At 60.2% G+C, this 17,196-nt stretch carries 13 protein-coding genes and 2 tRNA genes; 4 read left to right on the top strand and 11 right to left on the bottom strand.

The annotated features are described in order from the left end of the window. Positions 1-468 precede the first annotated feature (468 nt). The 10 genes from K0P33_RS03895 to rnr form a co-directional block, all read right to left on the bottom strand. The gene (locus K0P33_RS03895; protein ID WP_242154111.1) at positions 469-918 is read right to left on the bottom strand and encodes a hypothetical protein; all 450 of its coding nucleotides are present in this window, start codon (positions 916-918) and stop codon (positions 469-471) included. Further along, positions 915-1,847, bottom strand: a complete 933-nt coding sequence (locus tag K0P33_RS03890; protein WP_242154109.1) for an NAD synthetase — start codon at positions 1,845-1,847, stop codon at positions 915-917. The genes K0P33_RS03895 and K0P33_RS03890 overlap by 4 nt, the downstream gene beginning before the upstream one ends. 220 nt (positions 1,848-2,067) lie before the next feature. After that, a complete protein-coding gene (locus tag K0P33_RS03885) occupies positions 2,068-4,371 on the bottom strand; it encodes a YgiQ family radical SAM protein (RefSeq protein WP_094950958.1) in 2,304 nt (767 codons plus the stop codon). A 99-nt stretch (positions 4,372-4,470) separates the two neighbouring features. Next, entirely contained in the window at positions 4,471-5,865 is a 1,395-nt protein-coding gene (gene dnaB, locus K0P33_RS03880; RefSeq protein ID WP_064450415.1) for a replicative DNA helicase, read from the bottom strand. A gap of 110 nt (positions 5,866-5,975) precedes the next feature. Beyond that, the gene (gene rplI / locus K0P33_RS03875) at positions 5,976-6,422 is read right to left on the bottom strand and encodes a 50S ribosomal protein L9 (protein ID WP_003171376.1); all 447 of its coding nucleotides are present in this window, start codon (positions 6,420-6,422) and stop codon (positions 5,976-5,978) included. A gap of 18 nt (positions 6,423-6,440) precedes the next feature. Continuing rightward, on the bottom strand, positions 6,441-7,334 hold the full coding sequence (locus K0P33_RS03870) for a hypothetical protein (protein ID WP_242154107.1): 894 nt from the start codon (positions 7,332-7,334) through the stop codon (positions 6,441-6,443). Positions 7,335-7,370: 36 nt separating this feature from the next. Further along, on the bottom strand, positions 7,371-7,601 hold the full coding sequence (gene rpsR / locus K0P33_RS03865; RefSeq protein WP_003171373.1) for a 30S ribosomal protein S18: 231 nt from the start codon (positions 7,599-7,601) through the stop codon (positions 7,371-7,373). Positions 7,602-7,629: 28 nt separating this feature from the next. Further along, on the bottom strand, positions 7,630-8,052 hold the full coding sequence (gene rpsF / locus K0P33_RS03860) for a 30S ribosomal protein S6 (protein WP_003217491.1): 423 nt from the start codon (positions 8,050-8,052) through the stop codon (positions 7,630-7,632). Positions 8,053-8,363: 311 nt separating this feature from the next. After that, positions 8,364-9,119: a 23S rRNA (guanosine(2251)-2'-O)-methyltransferase RlmB gene (rlmB, locus tag K0P33_RS03855; RefSeq protein WP_094950960.1), complete on the bottom strand. Its 756-nt coding sequence runs from the start codon at positions 9,117-9,119 to the stop codon at positions 8,364-8,366. Continuing rightward, on the bottom strand, positions 9,116-11,749 hold the full coding sequence (rnr, locus tag K0P33_RS03850) for a ribonuclease R (protein WP_094950961.1): 2,634 nt from the start codon (positions 11,747-11,749) through the stop codon (positions 9,116-9,118). Before rnr ends, rlmB begins: the two co-directional genes overlap by 4 nt. Positions 11,750-11,973: 224 nt before the next feature. On the opposite strand from rnr, the gene K0P33_RS03845 reads away from it, so the two are divergent. The 4 genes from K0P33_RS03845 (at position 11,974) to K0P33_RS03830 (ending at position 15,072) form a co-directional block, all read left to right on the top strand. Beyond that, positions 11,974-12,060, top strand: a tRNA-Leu gene (locus tag K0P33_RS03845). 176 nt (positions 12,061-12,236) lie between these two features. Beyond that, positions 12,237-12,323 (top strand) — tRNA-Leu (locus K0P33_RS03840). Positions 12,324-12,481: 158 nt separating this feature from the next. Then, positions 12,482-13,507, top strand: a complete 1,026-nt coding sequence (locus tag K0P33_RS03835; protein WP_094950962.1) for an iron ABC transporter substrate-binding protein — start codon at positions 12,482-12,484, stop codon at positions 13,505-13,507. Further along, a complete protein-coding gene (locus tag K0P33_RS03830) occupies positions 13,507-15,072 on the top strand; it encodes an iron ABC transporter permease (protein ID WP_094950963.1) in 1,566 nt (521 codons plus the stop codon). The genes K0P33_RS03835 and K0P33_RS03830 overlap by 1 nt, the downstream gene beginning before the upstream one ends. A gap of 108 nt (positions 15,073-15,180) precedes the next feature. On the opposite strand, the gene K0P33_RS03825 is transcribed toward K0P33_RS03830, so the two are convergent. Continuing rightward, positions 15,181-17,115 carry a methyl-accepting chemotaxis protein gene (locus tag K0P33_RS03825; protein WP_094950964.1) on the bottom strand — a complete coding sequence of 645 codons (1,935 nt, stop codon included), beginning with the start codon at positions 17,113-17,115 and terminating at the stop codon, positions 15,181-15,183. Between the last annotated feature and the right edge of the window lie 81 nt (positions 17,116-17,196).

Raw genomic sequence — 17,196 nt, 5'->3', positions numbered from 1 at the left:
GCCCCATCGCAGGCAAGCCAGCTCCCACAGTTGACCGGGTTTCAACGTTGCAATGCGGTCCACTGTGGGAGCTGGCTTGCCTGCGATAGCAATCTAATGCGCGCCACCTTAACAAACAGCCTACCCACCCGCTAGAAAGCAAAACGCCAGCACGAGGCTGGCGTTTTGCATGTTCAGGCTGCGATCAACGCGGCACGACCGCCTTGCCGTCCTTGCCGTTGGCCGCCTGCTTGTTGCGCGCCAGGGCCGCAGCCTTAGCTTGTTCGCGCTTGTCCCACGGGTTGCTGCCGTCGCTGCTACGCAGTGGTAGGCCGGTGTGCTGAGTGAGGATCTTGGTGGTGGTTTCCTTGGCGACCTTGTGGCTGCCAACTGGCGTCGAGTTCTAAACGGCGCCGTCGTCAGTGCAATGGTGCATGCGCTGCACCTATTTGTGGCGTGCGTGCGAGGCTGGGTGGTGAATCTACCCAGTCAGCGGGCTTTGTGCTTGGCGATCATGGCTTCGCGCAGGTGGCGAACTTCGAGCAGCTTTTGGCGCATTTCGCGGTGGCGTTTGCTGTTGAGCAGGAGCAATCCCAATGACGGGAAGAGCACAGCTGAGCCATAGACCAGCATATGAGGGGGGTACTGAATCATCGGCAGTACGAACAGCAGGCAACATCCCAGGTAACCTGCCACCAGCCACGTGGCCCATGAGCGTCCGCGCGCAATCATTACGTTGCCAAACACCAGCACCGCCACCAGCACCAAAATCGCCAGGCCGGAGTAGTCGGCTTTGAGCGCCGGATCCACGCCACGCAAGTACGTCACGCCCGCGAGCGATACAGCGGACGCCCCGGAAAAGATCGCCATGAAGATCGTGCCCATAAACACCGGAAAATAGCGGGCGAGGAAGCTGCCCATGTCGGGGAAGCCGTTCATTGCGTCAGGTCCTCATACAAGCCGATTGCAATAGTACTGGCGCTGCCCACACTGCCGCTTCGGTAGCTACCCCAGATGCCCAATAGTCCGCCTAGCGCGTCTTTGAGTTGAGTCAACGTCGCATGCCGGATTTCGGTGGAACTGTAGCTCTTGGTCAGTTTTCCGGCACGTTGCTGCAACTTAAGCAGCTTGGACGTGAGGCTCGGATCCCGCAGGCTCAGCAGTTCCTTGGTCAGCTTTTTGCGTTCCTGACGGCTCAGGCCCTTGAGCAGTTCATACCAGCTTTTGCCCAGCGCGGCGGCTTTGTTGGCTTTCAAAAGTTTTACCGTGGTCAAGGCGCCGGTTCCAATTCCCACCAAAGACGCTGCATCGAGGATGGGTGAGACAGCGCCATACCATTCGGCGTCATCCATGCGGTCGTTTGCATCAGGGTCAAGGATCTCGTTGTAGGTACGTGCCACGCCGAACCCGCACTGCGCACTACTGGCCAATGCCGCCGTCACGCCAATGCCCACCACAAACGCACTTGCACCCGCCGTAAAGGGCACGGCCACGCTGCCACTGAACACAACAATCCAACCGATAATAGCGGCGGTACAAGACAACCCCATATCAAACGCCTCTTTCCTGAGGCGACCTTCCCGAGGGTCGGTCTTCACTTGCTCCACAAACTGTGCAGGCGAAATGTACTTCTGCGCCTCACGCAGAATGATGCGCTTGGGCTTGATGCTGCAGATGGGCTTGAATTCGCGCAGGGTCACGACATTGAAGTCAGCGTCGATGTACACCACGCCAGCGCCGACGATGCCGGGGTCAGCGTCGATGGCCGCAAACAACCGTGGCAGGTTGATCTGGCTTTCGATGCGCTGGCGCGCCATGAATTGGGAGCGGTTGGAGTCCATGCCAATGCTGAGCAGGGGGTTGCTCATAAGTGTTCTTCCTTGAAAGTGACGGTGGCCGGGCCGGCCCCATCGCAGGCAAGCCAGCTCCCACAGTTGACCGGGTCTCAACGTTGGAAGGCGGTCCACTGTGGGAGCTGGCTTGCCTGCGATAGCAATCTAATGCGCGCCACCTTAACAAACAGCCTACCCACCCGCTAGAAAGCAAAACGCCAGCACGAGGCTGGCGTTTTGCATGTTCAGGCTGCGATCAACGCGGCACGACCGGCTTGCGCGCAGGCTTGCCGCCCTTGCCCTTAGCCGCGTCGGCGCGCTCCTTGGCCGCCTGCTTGTTGCGCACCATGGCCGCAGCCTTGGCTTGTTCGCGCTTGTCCCACGGGTTGCTGCCGTCGCTGCCACGTGGCGGCAGGCCGGTGTGCTGGGTGAGGATCTTGGTGGTGGTTTCCTTGGCGACCTTGTGGCTGCCGGCCGGCGTCGAGTTCTTGCGACGGGCGCTCTGGTAGCTGTCGGTGGCCGGCTGGTGCAGCGGGATCAACTGGTCTTTGCCCGGCCCGATCAGGTCGGCACGGCCCATGCGGGTCAATGCTTCACGCAGCATCGGCCAGCCTTTCGGATCGTGGTAGCGCAGGAAGGCCTTGTGCAAACGGCGCTGCTCTTCGCTCTTGACGATGGTCACCGAGTCGCTCTTGTAGGTGACCTTGCGCAGCGGGTTCTTGCCCGAGTGGTACATCGCGGTGGCGGTGGCCATCGGCGACGGGTAGAACGCCTGCACTTGGTCGGCACGGAAGCCGTTGCCCTTGAGCCACAGGGCCAGGTTCATCATGTCTTCATCGGTGGTGCCCGGGTGGGCGGCGATGAAGTAAGGAATCAGGTACTGCTCTTTGCCCGCTTCCTTGGTGTACTTCTCGAACATGCGCTTGAACTTGTCATAGCTGCCGATGCCCGGCTTCATCATCTGGTTGAGCGGACCTTCCTCGGTGTGTTCCGGGGCGATCTTGAGGTAGCCACCGACGTGGTGGGTCACCAGCTCTTTGACGTATTCCGGCGACTCGACCGCGAGGTCGTAGCGCAGGCCGGAGGCAATCAGAATCTTCTTCACACCCGGCAACGCACGGGCGCTGCGGTACAGCTGGATCAACGACGAGTGGTCGGTGTTCAGGTTCGGGCAGATGCCCGGGAACACGCACGATGGCTTGCGGCACGCGGATTCGATTTCCGGGCTCTTGCAGGCGATGCGGTACATGTTCGCGGTCGGGCCGCCGAGGTCGGAGATCACGCCGGTGAAGCCTGGCACTTTGTCGCGGATCTCTTCGATCTCGCGAATGATCGACTCTTCGGAACGGTTCTGGATGATCCGGCCTTCGTGCTCGGTGATCGAGCAGAAGGTGCAGCCGCCGAAGCAGCCTCGCATGATGTTCACCGAGAAACGGATCATATCGTAGGCCGGGATTTTTTCCTTGCCGTACACAGGGTGCGGAACACGTGCGTAAGGCATGCCGAACACGTAGTCCATTTCTTCGGTGGTCATCGGAATGGGCGGCGGGTTGAACCACACGTCCACTTCACCGTGCTTCTGCACCAGGGCGCGGGCGTTGCCTGGGTTGGTTTCCAGGTGCAACACGCGGTTGGCGTGAGCGTAGAGCACCGCGTCGCCACGGACTTTTTCTACCGATGGCAAGCGGATCACGGTCTTGTCGCGGGTCATGCGCGGGCTGGCCAGGATCTGTACGACCTTGGCTTCCTCAGGATCATCCACCGGGCCTTTTTCCTGCTCGATGGCGCAGGCCTGGGTGTCCTGGGTATTCACGTACGGGTTGATGATCTTGTCGACCTTGCCCGGGCGGTCGATACGCGTGGAGTCCACTTCGTACCAGCCCGCCGGCGTGTCACGGCGAATGAACGCGGTGCCGCGCACGTCGGTGATGTCTTCGATCTTGTGGCCCCACGACAGGCGCTGGGCGACTTCGACGATAGCCCGCTCGGCGTTGCCGTACAGCAGGATATCGGCGGTGGCGTCGATCAGGATCGAGTTACGCACACGGTCCTGCCAGTAGTCGTAGTGGGCGATACGGCGCAGGGAGGCTTCGATGCCGCCGAGCACGATCGGCACGTTCTTGTAGGCTTCCTTGCAACGCTGGCTGTACACCAAGCTCGCGCGGTCCGGGCGTTTGCCGGCCATGCCGCCTGGGGTGTAGGCGTCGTCGGAACGGATTTTCTTGTCGGCGGTGTAGCGGTTGATCATCGAGTCCATGTTGCCGGCCGCGACGCCAAAGAACAGGTTCGGCTCGCCGAGCTTCATGAAGTCGTCTTTGGACTGCCAGTTCGGCTGGGCGATGATCCCGACGCGAAAGCCCTGGGCCTCCAGCAGCCGGCCGATGATGGCCATGCCGAAAGACGGGTGATCCACATACGCATCACCGGTGACGATGATGATGTCGCAGGAATCCCAGCCAAGCTGATCCATCTCCTCCCTGCTCATTGGCAGGAATGGCGCAGGACCGAAACATTCGGCCCAGTACTTGGGATAGTCAAATAACGGCTTGGCTGTTTGCATGACGATGACCGGTGTTGAGATGAAAAATCGCGGGCGCGGAATATAGCACAAATCTTGACCAATTCCGACCTTTGCAGTCGGAATTGGCGGGACGACTTTTTACTCGTCGTCGAAGTTATAGCTACCCGGCGCGAGGTTCTCGAAGCGGGTGTATTTGCCGATAAAGGCCAGGCGCGTGGTGCCGATCGGGCCGTTACGCTGTTTACCGATAATGATTTCAGCGATGCCTTTATGCTCGGTCTCCGGGTGATACACCTCGTCCCGGTATACGAACATGATCACGTCAGCATCCTGCTCGATCGCTCCGGATTCCCGCAAGTCGGAGTTGATCGGGCGCTTGTTCGGGCGCTGCTCCAAGGATCGGTTGAGCTGCGACAGGGCAACCACCGGGCAGTTGAATTCCTTGGCCAGGGCCTTCAACGAGCGGGAAATCTCGGAGATCTCGTTGGTTCGGCTGTCACCGCTGGAACCCGGGATCTGCATCAACTGCAGGTAGTCGATCATGATCAGGGCAATGTCGCCGTGCTCGCGCACCAGGCGTCGGGTACGCGCGCGCATTTCCGAGGGGCTGATGCCCGCAGTGTCGTCGATAAACAGCTTGCGGTCGTTGAGCAGGTTGACCGCCGAGGTAAGCCGCGGCCAATCGTCGTCTTCCAGGCGACCGGCACGCACCTTGGTCTGGTCGATGCGGCCCAGGGACGACAACATACGCATGATCAGCGATTCACCTGGCATCTCCAAGGAGTAAACCAGTACGGCCTTGTCGCTGCGCAACACGGCGTTCTCCACCAGGTTCATCGCGAAGGTGGTTTTACCCATGGATGGACGGCCAGCGACGATGATCAGGTCAGACGGCTGCAGGCCGCTGGTCATGCCGTCGAGGTCGGTGTAGCCGGTGGACAGGCCGGTGATGGCGTTGTCGGTATTGAACAGGGTATCGATACGGTCGATCGCCTTGGTCAGCAGGTCGTTGACGCTGACCGGGCCGCCGGTTTTTGGCCGAGCCTCGGCGATCTGGAAGATCTGCCGCTCGGCCTCATCAAGAATCTCTTCAGCGGTGCGGCCTTCCGGGTTGAACGCGCTGTCTGCAATCTCGGTGGCGATGCCGATCAACTGGCGCAACGTGGCCCGCGCACGAACGATCTGCGCATAAGCCTTGATGTTGGCGACCGATGGCGTGTTTTTCGCCAGTTCGCCCAGGTAGCCCAGGCCGCCGACTTGGGAGGTCTGGCCTTCCTTGTCCAACTGCTCGGCCAGGGTCACCACGTCGATTGGCGAGTTCTGGTCGGCCAGCTTGGCGATGGCGCGGAAAATCAGGCGGTGGTCATGGCGATAGAAATCACCGTCCGAGACTTGATCCAGCACGCGTTCCCAGGCGTTGTTGTCCAGCATCAAGCCACCGAGCACGGCCTGTTCGGCCTCGATGGAATGCGGCGGCACCTTCAGGGCAGCGGTTTGCAGATCATATTGCTCAGGAGCTGAAATATCGTTCATGGCCACTTGGAATTGGGGAATCGTAGAAAAACAAAAGGCACGACCTGTAAACAGGATCGTGCCCGATGTTAACCGGCTGACACGCGAGGTGCCAGTCAGTTAGGTGCGGCTTAAGCTGCTACCACTACAACGCGTACGGTGGCTTCAACTTCGGCGTGCAGGTGCACGGCTACATCGAATTCGCCTACGTTGCGGATGGTGCCGTTCGGCAGACGAACTTCGCTCTTCTGCACTTCAACGCCGGAGGCGGTCAGTGCATCAGCGATGTCGTGGGTGCCGATCGAACCGAACAGCTTGCCTTCGTCACCGGCGGTGGCAGTGATAGTCACTTCCAGCTCAGCCAGTTGGGCAGCGCGAGTTTCGGCCGAAGCTTTTTTGTCTGCTGCTGCTTTTTCCAGCTCAGCACGACGCTCTTCAAACGCAGCCAGGTTGGCAGCGGTTGCAGCGGTGGCTTTGCCGTATGGCAGCAGGTAGTTACGACCGTAGCCGGCCTTAACGTTCACTTTGTCGCCCAGGTTGCCCAGGTTGGCGACTTTTTCCAGAAGGATCAGTTGCATGTGAAAATCCTCTAACTTTTAACCTTCACCGTTCGCGTTATCGGCGTCTTTCGACGCCAGACGACCGCGAAAATCAATCAGGCCGTCGACAATGGCCAAAACCACGAGTAACGGATAGATCAGCTGCATGAACAGCAACAGCGTCACGTACAACCCCACCAGCCAAAACTTGGCCAGGCGCTTTCGCGCCACCAGCCCATGAATCAGGGCCAGCCCGGCAAACACCAGCGGTACACTGCAAATCGGCGCCAGCACGGCCATCTGTGGGCCGAAGTTCGGCCCGACAACCATGCACGCCAGCAGCAACATCGCCGGCCCCGCGGGGATTCTGATACTGCGAAACTCGCGACCAAAACCACCCGGGTTGTACAACAACGCCTGCCAATAGCGCCCAAGAATCAGGCTCAGCACGCTGACGATCTGCAACAATGCCGCAATCAGGCCGGTCAGGACCGGGGCAATCAGTGACGCAAACCGCGCTCGCTCATCTACCGACAATTGCTGGTAGAGATCCCCGAGGGCCAGCGGCAGGATCTTGACGATTTCCTGCGACAGCGCCTCGATTTGCGGGCGGAAAGCCGCGCCAAGCATCACTGAGTACACCAACCCCAATGCCACGCTGACCAGCAGCGTGCGGGCCCAGGACTCACTTGCGCGTAAAACCAACGCAAGGCTCGATGACCCCAGCAGTACCAGAAGTACCCGTGGATCACCCATTTGCAGCCACCAGATCAAGGCCGGCAACAAACCCAGGGCAAGAACGCCAAGGGCGTCCTTCAAACCGCGCCGCAGCAGCACAAGGCAACCCGCGGCAGCACCCAACCAATAAAGCAACGGCAATGCCGCACATCCAGCCACTACCAGAGTGGCCTGCACGCGACCGCGCATGATGAACTCAGCTAAGGCGCGCATGCATTCAATCCCTTACTACTTGTCGACTGCCCGGTCTCAGCGGCCGTGGCTGTCGGTGTAGGCCAGCAGGGCCAGGAAGCGGGCGCGCTTGATAGCGGTGGCCAGCTGACGCTGATAACGTGCTTTAGTACCGGTGATACGGCTTGGAACGATTTTGCCGGTCTCGGATACGTAGGCTTTCAGAGTGTTGAGATCTTTGTAATCGATCTCCTTCACTTCTTCAGCGGTGAAGCGGCAGAATTTACGACGACGGAAGAAACGTGCCATTTGATAGGCTCCTTAAAAGGTCCGTGGATTACTCGTCAGCGTTGTCGCTGTTGTCGCTGTCATCACTATCAGCGCTTTCAGCGCCTTCGTGCTCAGGACGGTCGCGACGCTCACGGCGCTCACTGCGGTTTTCTTCAGCCTTGAGCATCTCGGATTGGCCGGTAACGGCTTCTTCGCGACGGATGACCAGGTTACGGATCACTGCATCGTTGTAGCGGAAGTTGTCTTCCAGCTCGGCCAGGGCCTTGCCAGTGCACTCAACGTTCAGCATCACGTAGTGAGCCTTGTGAACATTGTTGATTGCGTAGGCCAGTTGACGACGGCCCCAATCTTCCAGACGGTGGATTTTGCCGCCGTCTTCTTCGATCAGCTTGGTGTAACGCTCAACCATGCCGCCGACTTGCTCGCTTTGATCCGGGTGGACCAAAAAGATGATTTCGTAATGACGCATGAATGCTCCTTACGGGTTGTAGCCTGCCGCTCAAAAACGGTCAGACAAGGAGTGAATGACACTTATGGATCTTGCCGTAGGGAGGCACATAGGTGCCTGCCAGGAAGGCAAGGGGCGCAATTGTAGAGAAGGGGGAGAAACCGCGCAAGGTGATTGGTGATTATTTGAACAATCACCACGCGCTCAGGCGATCGTTTCCACGCTCTGCGTGGGAACGCCGCCCTGGATGCTCCGCGTGCGCATCAAAAGCATGACGCGGAGCATCACAAGAGGCATTCCCACGCAGAGCGTGGGAACGATCACTGACAGGCTTACTTCTTGGCTTTAGCCTTGACACCACGCTGACGCCGGGCTTCGAACAGGCACACGCCCGTCGCAACCGACACATTGAGGCTGCTGACGCTACCGGCCATCGGCAGGTTCACCAGGTAATCGCAATGCTCACGGGTCAGGCGACGCATGCCTTTGCCTTCGGCGCCCATGATCAGGATGGTCGGGCCGGTGAGGTCTTGGTCATAAATGCTGACCTCAGCCTCGCCCGCCGTGCCCACAACCCAAAGGCCGCGCTGCTGGAGCTTCTCCAGAGTGCGCGCCAGGTTGGTCACCGCCACCAGCGGAATCACTTCCGCCGCGCCGCAGGCCACTTTACGCACAACCGGCGTCAGGGTGGCCGACTTGTCTTTAGGCACGATCACTGCCAGCGCACCGGCAGCATCCGCCGAACGCAGGCAAGCGCCGAGGTTGTGCGGGTCGGTCACGCCGTCCAGCACCAGCAGCAGCGGCGCGCCTTCGGTGCGATCGAGCAGCTCGTCGAGCATCGCCTCGCCCCAGACCTGGCTCGGGCTCACGTCCGCTACCACGCCCTGGTGAACGCCTTCTACCCACACGTCCATCTCACGACGCTCGGCTTGGCCGATGGCGACTTTATTCTGGGTCGCCAGCTCGACCAGCGCTTGTACGCGCGGCTCGCTGCGACCTTCGGCCAACCACACTTGCTTGACGCGCTTAGGGTGGTGACGCAGTAGTGCTTCTACGGCGTGCACGCCGTAGATTTTTTCCAGACTCATGACTTGGCCTTAGGTTTGCGCGACCCGCCGCTTTTCGCGGGAGCCGAACCCGCTTTTGGCGGGCCTTTACGATGTTTGCTCGGCTTGCTCGACGGCTTTTCCGCCCCCTGGGACTTTCCCCCTGACGCCGCTTTACCACCGCTTTTGGCTTCGCTGAGCAACTGCTGCTTCAACTCGCGGCTCTTGCGCAGCTCGGCGTTTTTCGCCGCAGCGTCGCTTGGGCGGTAGGCTTCAGGGGCTTTATCCTTGGCCGACGAACGACGACCGGCCTTGGCTGGCGCAGGCTCGGCAGCCGCTGCTTTGGCAGGAGCGCCTTTGCCTTTGGCGGCCGGTGCGGCGGTTTCGCTGCCACGTTTTTTGCGGCCAGACGGTTCGACTGGCTTGTCAGGCATGCCGAAGTCGATCTTGCGCTCGTCGAGGTCGACGCGCATGACCTGCACTTCCACGGTATCGCCCAAACGGAAGCTGCGACCGGTGCGCTCGCCCGCCAGGCGGTGATGCACAGGGTCGAAGTGGTAGTAGTCACCCGGCAAGGCGGTGACGTGCACCAGGCCTTCGACGTAGATGTCGGTCAGCTCGACGAACAGACCAAAACCGGTCACGGCGGTGATCACGCCCGGGAACGACTCACCCACACGGTCTTTCATGAACTCGCACTTGAGCCAGTTCACCACATCGCGTGTGGCTTCGTCGGCACGGCGCTCGCTCATGGAGCACTGCTCGCCCAGCTGTTCCAGGGCCGCTTCGTCGTACGGATAGATCCGTGCCTTCGGAATCGTCATGGCACCGGCGCGCTTGACGTGCGGGGTGTTCTGCTTGGAGTGGATCACGCTGCGGATTGCGCGGTGCGTGAGCAGGTCCGGGTAACGGCGAATCGGCGAAGTGAAGTGGGTGTACGCCTCGTAATTCAAGCCGAAGTGGCCTTGGTTGTCGGCGCTGTACACCGCCTGGCTCAAAGAACGCAGCATCACGGTCTGGATCACGTGGTAATCCGGACGGTCCTTGATGCTCGCGAGCAGTGCCTGGTAGTCCTTCGGCGTCGGGCCGTCCTTGCCTTTGTGCAGGGACAGACCGAGCTCGCCGAGAAACGCGCGCAACTTCTCCAGACGCTCCGGCGGCGGGCCGTCGTGCACCCGGTACAGGGCAGGAATCTCGTGCTTTTTCAGGAACTCGGCAGTGGCCACGTTGGCCGCCAGCATGCATTCCTCGATCAGCTTGTGAGCATCGTTACGCGTGGTCGGGGTGATCGCCGCGATCTTGCGCTCGGAGCCGAAGACAATTCGGGTTTCCTGGGTTTCAAAGTCGATCGCGCCACGTACATGACGAGCGCCCAGCAATACTTTGTACAGCGAATACAGCTGCTTGAGGTGCGGCACGACATGGCCGTACTCACCGCGCAGGGCTTTGGCTTCGCTGGTTTTCGGCTGTTCCAGGATGGTGCTGACCTTGTTGTAGGTCAGGCGCGCCTGGGAGTGGATCACCGCTTCGTAAAACTGGTAGTCGGTCATTTCGCCGGTTTTCGAGATAGTCATCTCGCACACCATGGCCAAACGGTCGACTTTCGGGTTCAGGGAGCACAGGCCGTTGGACAGCTGCTCAGGCAGCATCGGGATCACGCGCTCAGGGAAGTACACGGAGTTACCGCGCACCTGGGCTTCGTTATCCAGGGCCGAACCGATCTTCACATAGCTGGACACGTCGGCAATCGCGACGAACAACTTCCAGCCGCCGGAGAACAGGCGCAGTTTGCCAGGCTTGGCTTCGCAGTAAACCGCATCGTCGAAGTCGCGGGCATCTTCGCCGTCAATGGTGACGAACGGCAGATGGCGCAAGTCGATGCGTTTTTCTTTGTCTTTATCTTCCACTTCCGGCTTGAGCTTGGCGGCTTCTTTGAGCACAGCCTCAGGCCAGACGTGAGGGATATCGTAGGTGCGCAGCGCAACGTCGATTTCCATGCCCGGCGCCATGTAGTTGCCGACCACTTCAACGATATCGCCTTGCGGCTGGAAGCGCGCGGTTGGCCAGTGGGTGATTTTCACCTCCACGAACTGGCCGACCTTGGCGGCGCCGTTGCGGCCCGGGGTAATCAGCACTTCCTGCTGGACCTTCGGGTTATCTGGCACAACAAAGCCGATACCGCCTTCTTCGAAGTAGCGGCCGACGATGGACTCGTGGGCACGCGACACCACTTCGACGATCACGCCTTCACGGCGACCACGACGGTCCAGGCCGGAAACGCGCGCCAGGGCACGGTCGCCATCGAACACCAGGCGCATTTGTGCCGGGCTCATGAACAGATCGTCGCTGCCGTCATCCGGGATCAGGAAGCCGAAGCCATCACGATGGCCGGCGATGCGGCCAAGGATCAGGTCGAGCTTATCCACGGGCGCGTAAGTGCCACGGCGGGTGTAGATCAGTTGAGCATCGCGCTCCATGGCACGCAAACGGCGGCGCAGGGCTTCGAGCTGGTCTTCGGTGGTCAGACCGAATTCCTCAACCAACTGCTCGCGGCTAGCAGGCGAACCACGATCGGCGAGGTGCGCCAGGATCAGTTCGCGGCTAGGAATAGGGTTTTCATATTTTTCCGCTTCACGAGCGGCCTCGGGATCGAGGGACTGCCAATCGGCCATTAGAGAGTTTTCACCTTGTCTATATGCGGGTTAGTTTGGCATACGCGTATTGAAACGGGAAATTTCAGGCATCAACAAGCGTTTAAAAGGCTTTTGTCGCCCCCGGAACACACCTTGCACGACCATTGGCGAAATTTTCCAGGATTTTTTCATACCAGGGCTTTACAGCTCAAAATCGCCTCCGTATAGTGCGCGCCATCGACGACGGCAACGTTGTTGATGCTGCCCAGGTGGTGAAATTGGTAGACACGCCAGCTTCAGGTGCTGGTGATCGCAAGGTCGTGGAAGTTCGAGTCTTCTCCTGGGCACCAATTTCAAACTCAAGGTTATGCCTCGAGCCTCCAAAAACCCGCGAAAGCGGGTTTTTGCGTTTCAGGCCTTTGATTTTTAACAAGAATCCTGATTTATATTTTTGAATCAGGGGTTTACAGATCAAAAAGCCCTCCGTATAGTTCGCTCCATCAACGGCGCAAGCGTTGTTGATAATGCCCAGGTGGTGAAATTGGTAGACACGCCAGCTTCAGGTGCTGGTGATCGCAAGGTCGTGGAAGTTCGAGTCTTCTCCTGGGCACCAAATTCAGATAAAACCCGCGAAAGCGGGTTTTTTCGTTTCCGGGGCTTGAAAACATCCTCGGCGATTTCCCCTCTCGTGCGCACTTGAGAAGTTTTATCGTTTATCCTGCCCGTATAAATCGGCAACGATTTGTTGCATTTAAACGAGGAAAACTTCGGATGATGATTAGCAATACCCGTCTCAAGACATCCCTTCTGCGTGGCCTGACCCTCACTCTGCTCAGCCTGACCCTGCTCTCGCCCGCCGCCTATTCCGCCGACAAGGTGTCACTGACCCTGTACAACGGCCAACACAAAGAAGTCGGCGATGAACTCGCCAAGGCCTTCGAAGCCAAGACCGGCATTCACGTCAACGTGCGCAAAGGCAGCAGCAACCAGCTGGCCAGCCAAGTCGTCGAAGAAGGCGACCGCTCCCCCGCCGACGTGATCTACACCGAAGAATCGCCGCCGCTAAACAAGCTCGGTGAACAAGGCCTGCTGGCCAAGATCGATGCCAGCACCCTCGACGTATTGCCCAAGGATTATGTCGGCAGCAACGGCGACTGGATGGGCGTCACCGCACGCACGCGCGTTGTAGCGTTCAACCCCAAACTGATCGCCGAAAAAGACCTGCCCAAATCGGTACTGGATTTCGCCGGCCCCGAGTGGCAAGGCAAAGTCGGTTTCGTACCCACCAGCGGCGCGTTCCAGGAACAAGCCGTGGCAATCATCAAGCTGCACGGTCGCGAAGCCGCTGAAGAGTGGCTGACTGGCCTGCGCGCCTTCGGCAAGGTCTACAGCAACAACATGGTCGCCCTTAAGGCCGTGGAAAACGGCGAAGTGGCCACCGTGCTGGTGAACAACTACTACTGGTTTGCGCTCAAGAAAGAAAAAACCAACCTGGATTCGCAGCTGCATTACTTCACCAATGGCGATGCCGGCGGCCTGATCACCGTGTCTTCGGCTGCCGCGCTGAAATCCAGCAAGCACCCGAAAGAGGCCCAGCAATTACTCGCCTTCATGACCAGCGAAGAAGGCCAGCGTGTGATCACCAACACCTCGGCCGAATACCCGCTGCGCAAGGGCATGGAATCGAACCGTGGCCTCAAGCCTTTCAGCGAGCTGCAACCGCCGAAAGTCACCCCTGCGGACCTCGGCAACGCCGAAGAAGCCCTGGACCTGGAACGTGACGTTGGCTTGAACTGATGAACCCATCGCTCCCCGCCCCCGCCTTGCGCGGGGGTTTCAGCCCGCGACGCAAGCGCCCGTCAATCTGGCTGCTGATCCCCGTCCTATTCCTGGTTGGCCTGAGTCTGCTGCCGTTGGTGTATGTCGGGACCAAAGCCTGGCAGGCGGGCTGGGCGCAAGCGGTGCATCTGCTATGGCGGCCGTATGTATTCGGGCTGCTGCGCAACACCCTGGCGCTGATGATTGGCGTGACAGTGGCCTGCGGCGTGATCGGCCTGTCCCTGGCCTGGCTGCTGGAGCGCAGCAACCTGCCGGGTCGGCGTATCTGGGGCGTGATCCTGTGCCTGCCGTTTGCGGTGCCGGCGTTTGTCAGCAGCTTTACCTGGGTGTCGCTGAGCGCCAACTTCGAAGGGCTGGGCGGTGCGATCCTGGTGATGACCCTGTCCAAATACCCGCTGGTGTTTCTGCCGGTGGCGGCGACCCTGCGCAACCTCGACCCGTCCCTGGAAGAATCGGCCCGCACCTTGGGGCTGAATCGCTGGGGCGTATTTTTTCGCATCACACTGCCCTTGCTGTGGCCTTCGCTACTGGCCGGGGCACTGCTGATTGCCTTGCATATGCTGGTGGAGTTCGGTGCGCTGTCGATCATCGGCCTGCAGACCTTTACCACCGCGATCTACCAACAGTTCGAACTGGAATTCAGCAATGCCAATGCCGCGATGCTCTCGGCGGTGTTGCTGGTGATGTGCCTGACGCTGCTGTGGCTGGAGCTGCGCGTACGCGGCAAGGGCCGGCATGTGCGCATCGGCCAGGGCGCGGCGCGGCATGCCGAACAGGTTCAATTGGGCAAATGGGCGCCGCTCGGTCAACTCTATTGCCTGGCGCTGGCGATCATTGGCAGCGGCATTCCTTTGGGGATGCTCGGGTACTGGCTGGCGGTGGGTTCGTCGGCGGCATTTCCCGTGGCCGAAATTGGTGAAGCACTGTTGTCTTCGCTGGCACTGTCCTTAGGTGGCGCGGCGCTGTGCTTGGTGCTGGCAGTGCCGGTTGGGTTGCTGGTGGTGCGCTACAAAGGCCAACTGGCGATCTGGGCCGAGCGCCTGCCGTACCTGTTGCATGCCCTGCCCGGCCTGGTGATCGCACTGACGCTGGTGTATTTCGCCCTGCATTATGTGCCAGCGCTGTATCAGACGTCGGCACTGCTGCTGATCGCTTATGCGCTGTTGTTCCTGCCACTGGCCCAGGCGCCGATTCGTACGGCCTTGAACAAGGCGGCGCCGCAGCTGGAAGAGGCCGCGCGCACGTTGGGCGCATCGTCGTTCAGCGCATTTTGCCGGGTGACCTTACCGATTATCTTCCCAGCACTGGGCGCGGCGTTCGCCTTGGTGTTTCTGGATGCGATGAAGGAGTTGACGGCGACGTTGCTGCTCAGCCCGACCGGGCTGAATACCCTGGCAACCGCCGTTTGGGCGCATACCTCGAATGTGGAGTTTGCAGCGGCAGCGCCTTACGCGGCGCTGTTGATTCTGGTGTCGGGGTTGCCGGTGTATCTGCTTACGACTCGGATGTATCTGAGCCGCTGAGACCGCAATCGCAGGCAAGCCAGCTCCAACAGCTGGCAGAGTTCCAACGCTGGAATGCAGTTGAATGTGGGAGCTGGCTTGCCTGCGATTGCGCCGAAACAGGCGACGCTAAGCCCGAAACTGCCCCAGGCTCGCCTTCAACTGCGCCGCCAACCCATCCAGCACCTTGCCACTGGCCGTGGTTTCCACCACCGCCTGCGCAGCACGCTCGGCCTGGGCATGAATCACCTCGACCCGCCCACGCACCGCATGCGCGCCCTGGGCCTGATGCTCAGCCGCACGCGTCGCCAAGCCAATCGCTGCATGCACCTGCTCCACCGAAGCCTGCACCGTCTGCTGCAGGCGCACGCTGTCGCGCAGCACCAGCAAGCCTTCGCTCGCCTGACGACCCGCCTTGCCGATGGTTTCCACCGCCTCACGTGCGCCCTGCTGCAACGCCACGATATGCGCCTGGATATCACCCGTGGAACTCTGGGTTTTGCTGGCCAGGGCACGCACCTCGTCGGCCACTACCGCGAAGCCACGCCCGGTCTCACCGGCACGCGCGGCTTCAATCGCTGCGTTAAGTGCCAGCAAGTTGGTCTGCTCGGCAATGCCGTGAATCACCGTCAGCACCACTTCAATTTGTTCGCTTTGCTGAGCTAGGCGCTCAATAACCTGAGAACCTGCCTGCACCTGCCCCGCTAACGCTTCGATCAAGCTGCCGACCTCTGCTGAAGTGCGCGAGTTTTCATCCGTCGCCCGGCGGATTTCCACCACCTGTTGCAACGCCGCTTGCATCGCATGACTTTCAGCCTGGGCCTCGTCTGCCATTTGCGACAGCGCGCGCAAGCTCTCGGCCACTTCATCACGCTGCAAACCGGCCGCCTTGTCGGCACCGGCATTGCGCAAGGTCATGGCGCCGATTTCCACACCGGTACGCTGAGCCACATCCCCCGCCTCACGCACGATCGGCTGCAACTTATCCACAAAGCGATTGACCGCCGAAGCCATGTCGCCGATTTCATCCTTGCTGCTGATCTGCACGCGCTTGGTGAGGTCGCCCTCGCCCGCCGCCAAGTCATCCATGGCTGCGATCAGCAACTTCAGGCGATTGACCACACGCCGCCCCAGCACGATAGCGATCAGCAGCAATACGCCGAACCCCACCACTGCGAGCCCCATGCCGATGCGCCAGCGCAAAGTGCCTGCGGCATCTTGTACGGCACTGGTGGTGTTGGCGGTCATCTGGGTGGCGGTGGCTTGCGCCGATTGCAGGCGCGCGCCCATGGCGGCGGCGCTGTCTGCGGCAGCGCCCTTGAGGCTGTCGCCTACCAGTTGATCACTGCTGGCGATCAGCGCGGCAAAACGCTTGTCCAGCGCAGCCAGGTCCGCCTCTACCGCCGTGGTTGAGACACCCATGCGGACCTTGCCAATCTCTACGCCGTTGGGGCTGATGGACGCTTCGACGTAGAACACGGAAGGATCATTTTTCGCCGCATCCAAGACTTTGTCCAGGGCCCGGTCGCCCTGACCTTTGGCCAGCAATGCCTGGTTGATCGGGTTGTCACGGTTCAGATAACGGGTCAGATGCTCCCCGGCCGCATCGTCGTAGACCACGAATAACACGTTGGGATTGCGCTGGGCACGCCGGGCAAACTCCGACAGCGTCGGCACGTCGCTGTCCCACATGGCGCGCGGCGCCACCGAGGCCAGCAGTTGCGCCATGTCGTTGGCCGAGTCTTGCAGGTCTTTTTCCAGGGTCGCACGCAGTTGCTTCTGCTCCTCCTGCAGACGCGTGGAAAGCCCTGCGGTCAGACGCTGACGGGTACTGGAAGACAGGCTGTCCAGACTCGATGTGACTTCCTTGCCGGCTTGCGCCAGTTCACCGGAGAGTTTCTGGCTGTCGATACCCAGGCGATTGCCCAAATCAGCTTCCAATGCAGTGACCGTGCTCCTCGTCAGAGCGACAGCCACCAGCACTTGCACCAAAAGAGCGATACCTAGGGTAACGAACACCGGCCGCAACAGCCGGCTTTGTAACAATGAGAGAACGGCAGACACTGGGAATCCCTCCACCACGGGTGCCATTAATTTGATAGCACCGCGAAAGAAAGAACCATAGCAAGGGTCGTGCCGTTTGCC

It is taken from the genome of Pseudomonas sp. ArH3a (assembly GCF_022648765.1).
Lineage (GTDB): Bacteria > Pseudomonadota > Gammaproteobacteria > Pseudomonadales > Pseudomonadaceae > Aquipseudomonas.
Note: the sequence above shows the minus strand (reverse complement) of the source record. Positions and strands in the feature narration are given on the sequence as shown.

Bases quoted from the DNA above. Each gene is read 5' to 3' on its own strand.
- rplI (WP_003171376.1), bottom strand. From the start codon at position 6,422: ATGCAACTGATCCTTCTGGAAAAAGTCGCCAACCTGGGCAACCTGGGC.
- K0P33_RS03830 (WP_094950963.1), top strand. From the start codon at position 13,507: ATGAACCCATCGCTCCCCGCCCCCGCCTTGCGCGGGGGTTTCAGCCCG.
- K0P33_RS03870 (WP_242154107.1), bottom strand. From the start codon at position 7,334: ATGCGCGCCTTAGCTGAGTTCATCATGCGCGGTCGCGTGCAGGCCACT.
- K0P33_RS03885 (WP_094950958.1), bottom strand. From the start codon at position 4,371: ATGCAAACAGCCAAGCCGTTATTTGACTATCCCAAGTACTGGGCCGAA.
- rnr (WP_094950961.1), bottom strand. From the start codon at position 11,749: ATGGCCGATTGGCAGTCCCTCGATCCCGAGGCCGCTCGTGAAGCGGAA.
- rpsR (WP_003171373.1), bottom strand. From the start codon at position 7,601: ATGGCACGTTTCTTCCGTCGTCGTAAATTCTGCCGCTTCACCGCTGAA.
- K0P33_RS03890 (WP_242154109.1), bottom strand. From the start codon at position 1,847: ATGAGCAACCCCCTGCTCAGCATTGGCATGGACTCCAACCGCTCCCAA.
- K0P33_RS03835 (WP_094950962.1), top strand. From the start codon at position 12,482: ATGATGATTAGCAATACCCGTCTCAAGACATCCCTTCTGCGTGGCCTG.
- K0P33_RS03895 (WP_242154111.1), bottom strand. From the start codon at position 918: ATGAACGGCTTCCCCGACATGGGCAGCTTCCTCGCCCGCTATTTTCCG.
- dnaB (WP_064450415.1), bottom strand. From the start codon at position 5,865: ATGAACGATATTTCAGCTCCTGAGCAATATGATCTGCAAACCGCTGCC.
- rpsF (WP_003217491.1), bottom strand. From the start codon at position 8,052: ATGCGTCATTACGAAATCATCTTTTTGGTCCACCCGGATCAAAGCGAG.
- rlmB (WP_094950960.1), bottom strand. From the start codon at position 9,119: ATGAGTCTGGAAAAAATCTACGGCGTGCACGCCGTAGAAGCACTACTG.